The organism is Limnospira sp. (assembly GCF_051859755.1).
GTDB classification, from domain to species: Bacteria; Cyanobacteriota; Cyanobacteriia; order Cyanobacteriales; family Microcoleaceae; genus Limnospira; species Limnospira fusiformis.
Genome location: NZ_JBIMLI010000015.1, coordinates 40,709 through 53,146, shown reverse-complemented (window position 1 = coordinate 53,146; position 12,438 = coordinate 40,709). Strand labels below are relative to the sequence as shown.

The window sequence follows — 12,438 nt, the reverse complement described above, 5'->3', positions numbered from 1 at the left end:
TGTTACCTTAACGGGTAATAGTGCTATCGTCGCATTGTCCGGGAACAACCGGAAAAATGTCGCGTAAATGTATCAGCAATAGCCCCGGCTAGTCCAACTGGGCGATGGAGTCTAACTGATCCTTGGGGTTGAGTAGAATAACCTGTTATAGGGTGTATGTAATACGCCCGTAGTGTAATGACTGTGAATAGGGAGCGATAGAGATCGAATGAGTGTTAAGGCAAGTGGTGGCAGCTCAGTTGCGCGTCCGCAACTTTACAAAACCGTCCCAGTTTCAACAATTTCTCAAGCCGAACAACAAGATCGCTACTTGGGGAAAACTGAACTTAGTGATTTAGCAACTTACTTTAGTTCTGGGGCAAAACGTCTGGAGATCGCCCAAGTTCTCACCCAAAACGCAGAATTAATCGTGTCTAGGGCAGCTAACCGGATTTTTACCGGAGGTTCCCCTTTGGCATTTTTGGAAAGACCCGAAGAACCAGAAATGGCTATGGCTGCGGCGGGTAGTGGGGATATGGAAGTCGCCGAAGGTATGAAGCTGGGAACAATTTCCTATGTTGACAACCGGGGTGGCGGCTTCTTTGATGGTATCAAGTCCCTGTTCAAAGATTCAGGCAGTGGCCCTGCGGTATTCCTGCCGCCGGGGTTCCGACCGATTAACGTCTCCCGCTACGGTCCGGGAAATATGACTAAATCCCTGCGGGATTTGAGCTGGTTCTTGCGTTATACCACTTACGCGATCGTGGCGGGTGATCCTAATATCATCGCCGTTAACGTGCGTGGTTTGCGGGAAATTATCGAAAATGCCTGTTCTAGTGCGGCGACTTTGGTGGCTTTGCAGGAAATGCGGCGATCGGCTCTGGGATATCTGCAAAATGACAAAGAAGGTCAGGAAATTGCCCTGCAATACTTCAATGTTCTGATTAGCGAATTTGAAGGCGCAACCCCTTCTAACAAAGTCCGTCAAGGTCAGAGTGTTGATCAGCAAGGCTTGGAACTGCCTCAGATTTACTTTAATGCGACGATCGCTCGTCAGAAGTTTGTGATGAAGCCGGGTCTGTCTTCCTCGGAAAAACAGGATGTGGTGAAAGCTGCTTATAGACAGGTGTTTGAGCGTGATATTACCCGCGCTTATAGCCAAGGGATTTCTGACCTGGAATCTAAGTTTAAAAATGGCGAAATCAGCACTAAAGAGTTTATCCGTCGTTTGGGTAAGTCTCCTCTGTATCGCCAGCAGTTCTACTCCCGCTTTGTCAACAGCCGGGTGGTGGAACTGGCGGCGCGTCACTTCTTGGGACGGGGTTTGAGTTCTCCCGAGGAGTTTAGCAAATATTTTGCGATCGTCACTAAAGGCGGTTTGGCGGCCCTGGTCGATGCTATGGTTGATTCGTCCGAGTATGCTGATTACTTTGGTGAAGAAACCGTCCCTTATCTGCGGGGTCTGGGTACAGAAGCGCAAGAGTGCCGCAACTGGGGCCCTCAAATTGACCTGTTTAACTACAGTGCGCCTTTCCGTACAGTTCCACAGTTTGTCACTTTGTTTGGTGACTATAAACAGCCTCTGCGGGATCAGCACGTCTATGGTATCGGTAACGATCCTTTAGAAATTCAGTTTGGGGCGATTTTCCCGAAAGAAACCCGCTCTCCCCAAAATCGTCCGGCTCCCTTTGGTAAGGATACTCGCCGGATTCTAATTCGCAATGGAGCCGGAATTGATAACCAATTGAGCAACCCTGGCGCTCGTGGGAATGCTCCCGGTTCTCTCGGTCCCAAAGTGTTTAAGCTCGATCAGCTTCCCGGTGGTTATGTTTCCAGTAAATTTAGCAACAAGGGTGGGAGCAATGGCGCTAGTGTCAAGTTCTCTGAGAGTTCAACTCAGAAGGTGATCCGAGCCGCTTATTTGCAGGTGTTTGGTCGGGAACTCTATTCTGGTCAGCGCCAAACCGTGGCTGAGATTAAGCTGGAAAATGGCGATATCACAGTTCGGGAGTTTATCCGCATTCTGGCGAAGTCTGATGTGTTCCGCAATATGTATTGGACTTCCCTTTATGTTTGTAAGGCGATCGAATACATTCACCGCCGTCTGTTGGGACGACCCACCTATGGACGACAGGAAATGAATTCCTACTTTGACCTTTGCTCTAAAAAAGGTTTCTATGCTCTGGTGGATGCCATTATTGATTCCGTCGAGTATAACGAAGCCTTTGGGGAAGATACTATTCCCTATGAGCGTTATCTGACTCCGGGTGGTCTGTCTCTGCGTTCTATGCGTGTGGGAACCCTGGCTGAGAAGATGACTATGGTTAAAGACGAACCTACTCCCAGGTTTGTGGAGTTGGGAACTCCTACTGACCAGATGAAAGGTGAACTGGAAATCGATAACCGCATTAACCAGGGAGTTAACAAGCGTCGCGAACAGTCTAAGGTGTTTAAACTCACCAATGTGACTGATAAGGTGGCGCTCCAAACTACAATTGGTGCTATCTATCGGCAGATTTTCGAGCGGGATATTGACCCCTATGTTACTAAGAAAGAGTTTACCGCTCTGGAAAGTAAACTTGGTAATGGCGAAATTACCGTTAAGGAGTTCGTCGAAGCCTTGGGAGCTTCTGCTTTGTATATCCGCGAGTTCTACACTCCCTATCCCAATACTAAGGTGATTGAGTTGGGAACTAAGCACTTCTTGGGTCGCGCTCCCCTTAATCAGGCGGAGATTCGCAAGTATAACCAAATCTTGGCTTCTCAGGGTCTGAAGGCGTTTATTGGCGCAATGGTGAACAGCATGGAGTATGCTCAGGTGTTTGGCGAGGATACTGTTCCTTATCGCCGTTTCCCCACGCTTCCTGCTGCTAATTTCCCCAATACAGAGCTGCTTTACAACCAGTTGACCAAACAAAATGATGAACTGGTCGTTCCTAGTTTTGAGCCGGTTTTGGCTAACGATCGCAGCTAGAGCTAATTTGAGCCTCTGTTAATTTTACCTAGGTTCCCCGTTCATACGAGAGCGGGGATTTTTTTTGTATCCCTAAAGATTTTTCGCCTGGCGAGACTCCCACCACATGGGAATCACAAACCAAGCCACCACCAATAACAGAGCAATGATCGCAAATTCACCCACCCAAGAGACTAATTGGGGTAAAGGGACAACCTGACCGACAAAATAGGCAAGGCTAACCATTACAGAAGCCCAGAGTATCGCCCCAGCACCATTACATAGAAAAAATTTCCAGTATTTCATCCCAGCAATTCCGGCTAGGGGGCCAGCAAAAATTCGCAGGAGGGCCACAAATCTACCTAAAAAAACGGCCTTAGCTGCATTTTGGCTGAATTGGTCTTTGACTTCAATTAGTTGTTCTTCCTTGATGCGGAATAACTTACCCAATAAACACAAAAACGGCCAACCACCCCAGCGCCCTACCCAGTAACCGCAGTTATCCCCTAGGATGGCACCTGCGATCGCACAACCGAGAACCCACCAATAGTTAAGTTCTCCACTCCCGGCTAGGAATCCCCCCACCAGTGTGATAGTTTCTCCCGGTAGAGGAACCCCGGCATTTTCTAGGGCGATACCGCCGAAAACCGCCCAATAGCCATATTCATGGGCGATCGCCTTAATTGTTTCCAGTGATACAACTTCAAAGGACATTCAATGGTGTCTTCATATTTTTTTCGCAATTCTTTACAATCGTATAATATTTTTAGCTATATTGCATTCGATAACCGCCATAGCTGTGGTGGTTAATCTCGGGGTAACTCTCCCCTGGGTGTGGCAGGGGCGATCGCCAACACACATTTTTTGTTACCTACGACAACATATTTACCACCCCGGTCAGATACCATGTAGTTGTCACCAGGGGAATCTTTCCTATAACTACCTCGTCTAAAGGCAAGTGTGGTAGGTTGACCAAAAATTTTGACAAAATTCATTACACATAGGAGAAATAGTCATGAGTGCTAACAAACCCTGGATCATTCGGCCTCAGAATAAATTAGATTCCCAAGGTTCAGAAGAACTGAAAAAACAGTTTTTGTCAATCACTTCTGAACCACCCATACTTTGGATCATAGATATGAGCCATGTAGAATTTATCGATAGTTCTGGTTTGGGGGCTTTAGTGGTGGCTCAAAAAACAGCTAAAAAATTGGGTTGTCGTTTAGTGGTTTGCCACCTAGGGGATGTAGCTAAAATGGTCTTGGAAATTACCCAACTAGATAGGGTGCTTGAAATTGTGGATAACATCGACCAAATTTCCGCCAATCCTCAAACTTTGCTTTCTGCATAAATCCCACTGCCTTTCTGGTAAAATCAATGTCGTCGCTTGAGGAGTTAACTATGGGGTGGATGCGGTACATAGCGATGGCATTAGTCAATACATTGGGCGTTGTGGTGGGGATTATCTTAGTACCCGCCCCTCATGCAGTGGCTCAACTAGCAGCGGAGACAGAGGAGCCAGTAGAATATAAGATCTGGGAATCGGAAACTCGCTTATCAGAATATGGCAGAACTTCCTCTAGCTTAGATCGCCTAGAAACAGTGCGGGAAAATCCCCAATCTGTCCCTCAATTATATGAATTACGCGATCGCCTACAAGCCCAACTTGACCAAGTATCTGGCCCCCCTGACCCCCTGGTAGTTCAGGAAGCCTGGCAATATGAACTACAACTCCAACAATATCATAGTTGGCGTAAAGCCCTACGGCAAACCGAAAGCCGCATTCGCAACGAAGAAAAAGCCAGCCAACACTGGAAACAAGCCGCCGAATTAGCACTCGAAGCCGTAGAAATCGGTCAATATCCTAACCCCACCGTTAAAGATTGGGAAATGGCACAACAGTTATGGATAGCGGCGATAGACTCCTTGCGACAAATTCCCGCAGATAGTTTGATTCAACCCCAGGCTATTGAGAAAATTGTTGAATACCAGGGCTATTTAGCCATTGTCACCTATCAACGAGCCTTGGCTAGTCAACCAGAAGCTGAACCGAGGGCTACTACCGGAGAAATTGCTCAGTTTTCCGTCGCTGAACCCAAGTTTCCCGGTTTTGCTCTCCATGCTGATGTTAATCGGGATGGCGTAATTGATGAGCGCGACAAAATGCGCCCTACTCAATGGTCATTATCTGCTGGACCTTTGATTCTGTTTAATAATGATGATGACGATCGCAGTGGTATTCCTGACTGGAGCGATCGCATTGTTAATGGCGAATATGACGAGGCAGATTTAGCCCAAATTCATTTTAAGATTTCCGAAGAATATCAAGACGCAGATATATATATTAGCGTTGATGAAGCCTCCCGCCGCCGGATTAATATGTTCCAAAAAACCCTGGGCGGCTGGAAATATATTGATTTGTCCGGTGCTTCTCCCCTGGAATTTAGCCCTACTATTATCCTGGGTGTTGAGGCTAAACAATTCGCTGATGGTCAATGGAGTGGCTTAGTCAATGTCAAAGCGATCGCCCGTAAAAATGATACAGAAATCGCCTCTGACCAAATCCAAATGGGTGTCGCACCTTGGATTATGTCTCCTAATACCGCCCCCGTTTCCCAGGTACATATAAGCGATCGCGGTGTGAATCAAGACGTAGTAGAAGCCGTACAAGATGCGATCGCCCCCACCGGAACCCCCACCCGTATTACCCCAGGAGAAACCGTCTGGATGCGAGATAGCGCTGCTATTGGCTATGTACAATTCCCCAGTCCTGATGGTTTGCGTCAATACAATGTCGCTTTAAGCCCTCCCGGCGGCAGTGATTATGCCAGTTCTTTATTAGGGCGAAATTTTGGTTGGGCTGAAATCGGAGAACCCCGCGAACTTGACCCCAAAAATCAATGGTTAGATTTCTATGGCAACCTTAATGTTACCCCACCTATTCCCGGCTATCCTATGGGGCGTATATACTACGGAAAAGCTGACGGGGAAACTATAAATCCCGATATTTTAGCCTTTTTAGAAGCCCAAAAAGTTCAGTGGCCCCCCGTAGAAATTGACACCTCTTGGTTAATTACTCGCCAAGTAGATGAACTAATCACATTTGTTCCCACCGCATCAGGTAGACCCTTAATGCTAGTCGTTAGTCCTCAAGAGGGCGTTAATTTATTGCGGCAATTAGCCCAAACCGGTTACGAAGGGGCAGCAATTAATCGCAGTTTAAGCACCCAAACCACAGTGAGAGCAGCCCTGAATAATGAACTATTAATTCAGCATAATTTGAGGTTGCATCGTGACAAAATCACCCCTTTAATTAATCAGTTAAAAGAGGAATTTAAACTTAATGATGAGCAAATTGTGGAAGTCCCAGCCATGTTTGGTTATACCGGATATGCTTGGTGGCCGAACCCGGTTAATTCTGTGTTTGTCAATGGCAAATTATTGGTGTCTGACCCGCGAGGGGCTTTGATTGATGGCCGAGATTACACCCAGGAAGACTTGCAGCGACGATTAGCGATCGCTGGTCTTGAGATCACATTTTTAGATGATAGTTATTACCAAAACCTCCGAGGTAGTCTCAACGCCGGTTTAAATACTACCAGAATCGGCGAAGAACAGGCCTTCTGGGAATCCTTCACACAACAGTTAGGACAATTTAGCCAACGCTAACAAATAGCTATGGCGATCGCCCAAATTTAGATAATGCTAATACAAACAAATGTCGATTTTGGCAAATCTCTTAAACCGTTTAGTAATGGCTACAGCGATTCCCACCCCATCAGATTGGTGGATTTTAGCCGCCACCTTTCTGGTTTATGGTGCGATCGCCCTTCCCCTCGGCTTCTCCATGAATTTTCTCAAATGGAACCCCATACATTTTCACCCCCTGCGACTCCTAGGGGCTATGATTTGGCTATTTATCACCCCCGCACTGCTTGAGGAAACCCTCTTTCGCGTGCTGTTAATACCTCCCCCCACAGAAGCTCTATCGCCCCTGATATGGCTATTTTGGGCGGCTTTCAGCCTCATTTTATTTGTGATTTCCCACCCCATTGCCGCCTTGACTTATAATCCAGCCGGAAATCCTATCTTTTGCCAAACCCCATTTTTAAGTTTAGCTACAATTTTGGGATTGGCTTGCACGATCGCCTATACTTTAACCGGGTCTTTGTTAATTCCAGTTTTGTTTCACTGGTTGGTAGTAGTGGTTTGGTTGTTTCTGTTAGATGGCGAACATAAATTATCTGCCAATTTACAGGCGAAATCAGATAATCTAACACCATCATCATAGTTGGCAAGCGCATTAATGGGAGTTCGATAGTGAAACTTGGAGATTGGATCGCCTTTTTCTTTTTAGTCATTTCCCTAATAATTTTATGGGAATTCCGACAGATTCTATTATTGTTATTTACTTCCGTCATCTTGGCGATCGCCCTTAACGGTTTGGTGCGTTGGCTACAACGATTTAGGCTGAGTCGCGGTCAAGCCGTCTTCCTAGCTATCAGCTTAGTGTCCTTTGTCGGCATTATGTTTTTTAGTCTAATTATGCCGCCATTTTTAGACCAGTTTCAACAACTGCTAAACTTGGTTCCTAGAGGCTATGAAAGATTCACCCGTTGGATTGATTTCATTCTCCAACAACCTCCGATTTGGCTCCCAGAAATTAACTTGAGACTCCCCGGCTTCACCGAAATTGCTAGACAAGTTGGGCCGCTGGCTCAGAATATCCTCGGCAATTTCTTCGCCGTCTTTAACTTCTCCGTTAACACACTTCTACAGGGTCTATTAATTTTTGTTTTTACCCTAATGTTAGTCGCCAATCCCGCCTCATATAGACGGCTAGTGGTGCGCTTATTTCCATCTTTTTATCGCCGCCGAGCCGATGAAATTTTGGGTCTGTGTGAAATTTCCCTCTTGCAGTGGATGCGCGGAATTGTCATTAATTCTGTGTTTATCGCTACTCTGAGTTATATCAGTTTAACCATATTAAATGTCGAATTTGTTCTCGCTCACGCCTTATTAGCAGGCGTGTTTAACCTAGTTCCGAATATCGGCCCTACCTTGAGTGTCGTATTTCCCGTTTCCGTCGCTCTTTTGGACTCCCCCGGTAAAGCATTTTTAGTCTTGGTCGCATATATTATTATTCAGAACTTGGAGAGTTATTGGTTCAGTCCCATGATTATGCAGAGACAAATTTCTCTACTCCCAGCCGCTACCTTGATGGCACAATTGTTTTTTGCCAGATTTCTGGGTTTTGGGGGTTTGGTTCTCGCCCTCCCTTTGGCTGTCGTCACCAAAACTTGGTTGGAACAAGCCGTATTAAAGGATATTTTTGATAACTGGACCTTGGGTCAACCTCTACTCGAAAGTTCTGATATTTCCGAATCTGAGCAGGTGTTAATAGCAGCAGACACCCCCCCAGAATTACCCGATAGTTCCCCTAATGATTCTACTCAGGAGCATGATAGCGACGATGGCGAAATTTGAGAAGTTAAAACCCGGCGATCGCTTGCGTGTCATTGCTCCCAGTGGCAGAATTAGGGAACTTAAATCTGTAGAAACAGGTTTAGATATTTGGCGCGAGCAAGCATATCAAATTAGCCTCACTTCTGGTTACGATCGCAGTTGGGGTTATTTAGCCGGAACTGATAGCGATCGCCGTCGTCAACTCTTAGATGCCATTGGCGATGACTACAGCCGAGGTATTCTCTGTGCTAGGGGGGGCTATGGCGCGACTAGACTCCTGGAAGGGTTGTCTATTGCTGATATTCCCCCCTCCACTAACCCTAAGTTTTTAATCGGGTTTTCTGATATTACCGCCCTATTGTGGGCTTTGTCTGGACAGGAAAATATTTTAGCCATTCATGGTCCCGTTTTAACTACTTTAGCCCAAGAACCCGATTGGGCGATCGCTCGTTTATTTGACTATCTAGCAGGTAAACCCCTTCAACCCCTCCACGGAGACGGGTGGGGCGGCGGTAAAGTACGCGGTCGCCTATTTCCTGGGAATTTAACTGTCGCTACTTATCTATTAGGAACCCCCCATCAACCTGATTTAACTAATGCTATCCTCGCCTTTGAAGATGTCAATGAGGAACCCTACCGCCTAGATAGAATGTTGACCTACTGGCGCACTATCGGCGCGTTTCAGCCTGTCCTTGGTATCGCCTTGGGGCGCTTTAGTCAGTCCGGGTCTGACCTTAACTCCCCTGGGGATTTTTCCGTTCAACAAGTATTGCGCGATCGCCTTTTTGACCTGAATATCCCCATTGTTGCTAATCTTTCCTTTGGTCATGACGGCCCCAATCCTATTTTACCTGTCGGCTTAGAAGTAGAATTAGATGGCGATCGCGGTGTTTTGAGTTGGCCAACAACCCCCCCCTCATACTGATAGCTTGCCCCGCCGTTTCTTACCACATATTTAGTGATTAGTCAATCATCCTGTCAAAGATTTACAATTGACTATATTATGTAAAAATAAGCGATCGACTTTGTAAAAATATGGACAAATTGCCTGCGATCACGTTCCATTTTACAGCAGTTTGATCTATATATTACTTATGTAGTTAATATTTTTGATTACTACAAATATCCTTCTAACTAAAACCTATTCCCGCCCATGAAAACAACTTCTTTATTTGGGACAGCTTTATTAGCTACCACTGTAGCCATAGCTTCTTCCGCATTTTTACCCGCTGCCGCTTTTAATATTACCAAAACCGGAAGTCAAGCCGGAGATCCTAAACAAGACCTGTGGCAGGTGGGGGTTACCACCAATGATATCGGAGCAACCTTTCAGATTGACTGGTTCCTGGATCGAAACTTTGATGGTTCCGGCGGCCTTAGTCAAGACTTGAGTGCATTTTCTACCTTTAAGGTTGATAGCTTTACCAGTGACTATCTGGACTTGACCATCAATATTAGCAACACCACAGCACTCACCCAAACATTTACCGAGGCTGGTATTGTTAGTTTTGGATTCGGTATTGACCCCAACGCCACCAGTGTTCAATTGCTACAAAGTGGCAATAACTTCACTGGCGCTCAAGTTAGGACCGGTCAACAAACTTTCCCTGGTGGCTTTAAACAAATTGACATCTGTATTTTCACCCAGGGTTGTAATGGTGGTTCCCAGAATAGTGCTTTAGCCGCTGGTGCATCTGATAGTCTACGATTAAGGATTGGAGGCGACTTTACCAACGGGACCGCTACCATTGGCGCGAACCTCCTTGATTTTCCGGTTAAATTCCAAACTACTGACGGTAGCTTTGAATTAGCTGGCGCGGGTGGCGGTGTACAAAATGTCGAACAAGTCCCCGAACCTCTGACTATTTTGGGTACAGGTATGGCTTTGGGTTTTGGCAGTATGTTCAAGCGTGAACACGACAAGAAGAAAAATAAATCCAGCCTCAAAGCCTAAGCGCGTCTCTGTTGTCCCCATTAGTCATGCCAGTATTTTTAGCCACAGAGACTGGGGCGCATCAGTAATTTTACGGGTCATGCTTTACAAAACCCCCTTTTATGTAAAGCTGAACCGTATTTTTATGTAATGTCTTCGTAAAATCAGCTTTTAGGGGTAGACAGTAGCTGTGGGGACTTGGTAGAATGCAGTTATAGCAAGTTATGAATATAGGACACAGAGAGAGATGACTTTACTGAACCAAATTAAATTCGCTGCCGTCGCTGCATCTATTGCTAGTGTATCTGTTTTGACTAGCTCACCCGCTGAAGCTGTTACCTTTAATATTGGCGATCGCTTTACCGCCAATGCCCAATTTACATTAGTCGGAGATTCTTCCACATCTCTATTTTTTGACTTCCTCGACGTAGACGGCAACACTGGTGGGCCGGGGAACTTCGGCATTCATAACTTTACTGCTGTGGGTTCTTTTGTTGACTACACCACAGGTTCCCAAGTTCGCTCAGAATATACCATTCAAAACGTTGACTTTGGTAGCGCCACTCAAGTAGCCAACTTCTTGACCTTTAATGATGGTCTTGGCGGTTTGTCTGAGTGGTCTATGGATTTGACATCCATCAATGTCGTCAGCGATACTGCCTTGAGTAATATGCGGTTTGTGGATATTTATGCCACCGCCCTATTTAGAGGCGATAATGTGGCACAAGGTGGCGGCGGCTACCAAGGCTCGATCCGAATTGACCACGAATTCAATACCGCACAATTTGATTTTGAGGTTACTTCTGTCCCAGAACCCATGGGCGTTATTGGCGCTGGAGTCGCTTTCGGAATGATGGCTGGCTTACTGAAACGTCAACCCTCCAAAAAGGAAAGCTAAGGTTATCAACTGCCTGTTAAGGTTTCCTACCACATAACATATAGTGAACCTGCCTATCCGAAACATCAACCCTGGGGGCGGGTTTGCTTTTGGTTTGGGGTCATCCCTGATTTCACGGATGGTGCTTCACAAAACCCCCCCATATATAAAGGTTGACCCTAATTTTTTGTAATGTGTTGATAAAATGCACGAATTATGCTAGACATCAGCCCGGAGAGTTGCCATACTAAAAACATAATTCTTTTAGGAAAATAGGGTTGACAGAAGATGAAACTACAACATCAGGTCCAATGTGCCACAGTTTCTCTATCCATTGCTAGTTTATCATTCCTAGCTGCTGCACCCGCCCAAGCCTTGACTTTTTCCCCTGGCGATCGCTTTACCGCCAACTCCATTTTTACCGTAATTGGTGATAATAGCACCTCCCTAAATTTCGACTTCCTAGATCATGCTGGTAATGCCGGAGGTACTACTGGTAATTTTGGTATCCATAACCATACAGCTACTGGGGTTTTTGTTGACTATAACACTAGTTCAGGAATTGACTCTCGTTATATCATTAGAGATACAGACTTCGGGAACACCAATCAAGTGATTGATTTCTTGCGCTTTGATGACGGTCTGGGCGGTTTGTCTGAATGGTCTATGGATTTAAGATCAATTAGCATTGTTAGTGACTCTCTCTTCGGTAGTATGAGGTTTGTTAATATCGCCGCTGAAGCACTATTTAAAAGCGATAATCAACTTAAAGGGATAGGTGGTTTTCAAGGCTTAATTAGAATTGACCAAACCAACAACACTGCACAATTTGATTTTGAGACTACTGCGGTTCCAGAACCTTTCACTATTTTGGGAACTGGTTTAGCCTTCGGTATCGCTGGCTTACTCAAACGTGAATACGACAAAAAGAAAAGCTAAGTAATTAATAATTAATAATTAATAATTAATAATTATTTGCCGAGTGGGCGGGTTTTTTCATCTTCTGGTCCGAGATTTAATTGACCGTGGGTGAGGTGAGGGCGGGTTTTTTCATCTTCTGGTCCGAGATTTAATTGACCGTGGGTGAGGTGAGGGCGGGTTTTTTCATCTTCTGGTCTGAGATTTAATTGACCGTGGAACCCGCCCCTACATTGTGCCTATCCCTGTTGGGGAGACTAAGAGGGAGTTTCATTATCCATTAATTAACTGTTGACCTCTTATGTAATTAAT

The 12,438-nt window shown here is 45.6% G+C and carries 11 protein-coding genes and 1 pseudogene; 10 read left to right on the top strand and 2 right to left on the bottom strand.

The features are described from left to right. Together ACTIE0_RS04685 and ACTIE0_RS04680 are read left to right on the top strand one after the other, a co-directional pair. Positions 1-67 (top strand): annotated as a pseudogene (locus ACTIE0_RS04685) (zinc ribbon domain-containing protein); the annotation flags it as partial. 141 nt (positions 68-208) lie between these two features. Further along, positions 209-2,953, top strand: a complete 2,745-nt coding sequence (locus ACTIE0_RS04680; RefSeq protein ID WP_006622367.1) for a phycobilisome rod-core linker polypeptide — start codon at positions 209-211, stop codon at positions 2,951-2,953. Positions 2,954-3,025: 72 nt separating this feature from the next. Here the strand turns inward: ACTIE0_RS04680 and ACTIE0_RS04675 are convergent, their stop codons facing one another. Next, positions 3,026-3,646 carry a DedA family protein gene (locus tag ACTIE0_RS04675; protein ID WP_006622369.1) on the bottom strand — a complete coding sequence of 207 codons (621 nt, stop codon included), beginning with the start codon at positions 3,644-3,646 and terminating at the stop codon, positions 3,026-3,028. A 92-nt stretch (positions 3,647-3,738) separates the two neighbouring features. Beyond that, positions 3,739-3,927, bottom strand: a complete 189-nt coding sequence (locus ACTIE0_RS04670) for a hypothetical protein (protein ID WP_006622371.1) — start codon at positions 3,925-3,927, stop codon at positions 3,739-3,741. A gap of 20 nt (positions 3,928-3,947) precedes the next feature. Here ACTIE0_RS04670 and ACTIE0_RS04665 point away from each other — a divergent pair, with 20 nt between their 5' ends. The 8 genes from ACTIE0_RS04665 (at position 3,948) to ACTIE0_RS04630 (ending at position 12,147) form a co-directional block, all read left to right on the top strand. Next, on the top strand, positions 3,948-4,283 hold the full coding sequence (locus tag ACTIE0_RS04665; RefSeq protein ID WP_006622372.1) for an STAS domain-containing protein: 336 nt from the start codon (positions 3,948-3,950) through the stop codon (positions 4,281-4,283). A 50-nt stretch (positions 4,284-4,333) separates the two neighbouring features. Beyond that, the gene (locus tag ACTIE0_RS04660) at positions 4,334-6,601 is read left to right on the top strand and encodes a protein-arginine deiminase family protein (protein WP_006622374.1); all 2,268 of its coding nucleotides are present in this window, start codon (positions 4,334-4,336) and stop codon (positions 6,599-6,601) included. Positions 6,602-6,650: 49 nt separating this feature from the next. After that, positions 6,651-7,223 carry a CPBP family glutamic-type intramembrane protease gene (locus ACTIE0_RS04655; protein WP_006622375.1) on the top strand — a complete coding sequence of 191 codons (573 nt, stop codon included), beginning with the start codon at positions 6,651-6,653 and terminating at the stop codon, positions 7,221-7,223. Positions 7,224-7,252: 29 nt separating this feature from the next. Then, the gene (locus ACTIE0_RS04650) at positions 7,253-8,419 is read left to right on the top strand and encodes an AI-2E family transporter (protein ID WP_315645435.1); all 1,167 of its coding nucleotides are present in this window, start codon (positions 7,253-7,255) and stop codon (positions 8,417-8,419) included. Beyond that, positions 8,406-9,323 carry a S66 peptidase family protein gene (locus ACTIE0_RS04645; protein WP_187757974.1) on the top strand — a complete coding sequence of 306 codons (918 nt, stop codon included), beginning with the start codon at positions 8,406-8,408 and terminating at the stop codon, positions 9,321-9,323. Before ACTIE0_RS04650 ends, ACTIE0_RS04645 begins: the two co-directional genes overlap by 14 nt. Before the next feature lie 228 nt (positions 9,324-9,551). Further along, the gene (locus ACTIE0_RS04640) at positions 9,552-10,352 is read left to right on the top strand and encodes a cistern family PEP-CTERM protein (RefSeq protein WP_439516848.1); all 801 of its coding nucleotides are present in this window, start codon (positions 9,552-9,554) and stop codon (positions 10,350-10,352) included. A 226-nt stretch (positions 10,353-10,578) separates the two neighbouring features. After that, complete coding sequence (locus tag ACTIE0_RS04635; RefSeq protein ID WP_439516847.1) at positions 10,579-11,229, top strand: PEP-CTERM sorting domain-containing protein; 651 nt, start codon at positions 10,579-10,581, stop codon at positions 11,227-11,229. Between the two features lie 267 nt (positions 11,230-11,496). Further along, positions 11,497-12,147, top strand: a complete 651-nt coding sequence (locus tag ACTIE0_RS04630) for a PEP-CTERM sorting domain-containing protein (protein ID WP_006670741.1) — start codon at positions 11,497-11,499, stop codon at positions 12,145-12,147. Positions 12,148-12,438 lie beyond the last annotated feature (291 nt).

What these genes read in the sequence shown, in the direction of transcription:
- ACTIE0_RS04680 (WP_006622367.1), top strand. Translation starts at nt 209, where the DNA reads ATGAGTGTTAAGGCAAGTGGTGGCAGCTCAGTTGCGCGTCCGCAACTT.
- ACTIE0_RS04675 (WP_006622369.1), bottom strand. Translation starts at nt 3,646, where the DNA reads ATGTCCTTTGAAGTTGTATCACTGGAAACAATTAAGGCGATCGCCCAT.
- ACTIE0_RS04670 (WP_006622371.1), bottom strand. Translation starts at nt 3,927, where the DNA reads ATGAATTTTGTCAAAATTTTTGGTCAACCTACCACACTTGCCTTTAGA.
- ACTIE0_RS04665 (WP_006622372.1), top strand. Translation starts at nt 3,948, where the DNA reads ATGAGTGCTAACAAACCCTGGATCATTCGGCCTCAGAATAAATTAGAT.
- ACTIE0_RS04660 (WP_006622374.1), top strand. Translation starts at nt 4,334, where the DNA reads ATGGGGTGGATGCGGTACATAGCGATGGCATTAGTCAATACATTGGGC.
- ACTIE0_RS04655 (WP_006622375.1), top strand. Translation starts at nt 6,651, where the DNA reads ATGTCGATTTTGGCAAATCTCTTAAACCGTTTAGTAATGGCTACAGCG.
- ACTIE0_RS04645 (WP_187757974.1), top strand. Translation starts at nt 8,406, where the DNA reads ATGGCGAAATTTGAGAAGTTAAAACCCGGCGATCGCTTGCGTGTCATT.
- ACTIE0_RS04640 (WP_439516848.1), top strand. Translation starts at nt 9,552, where the DNA reads ATGAAAACAACTTCTTTATTTGGGACAGCTTTATTAGCTACCACTGTA.
- ACTIE0_RS04635 (WP_439516847.1), top strand. Translation starts at nt 10,579, where the DNA reads ATGACTTTACTGAACCAAATTAAATTCGCTGCCGTCGCTGCATCTATT.
- ACTIE0_RS04630 (WP_006670741.1), top strand. Translation starts at nt 11,497, where the DNA reads ATGAAACTACAACATCAGGTCCAATGTGCCACAGTTTCTCTATCCATT.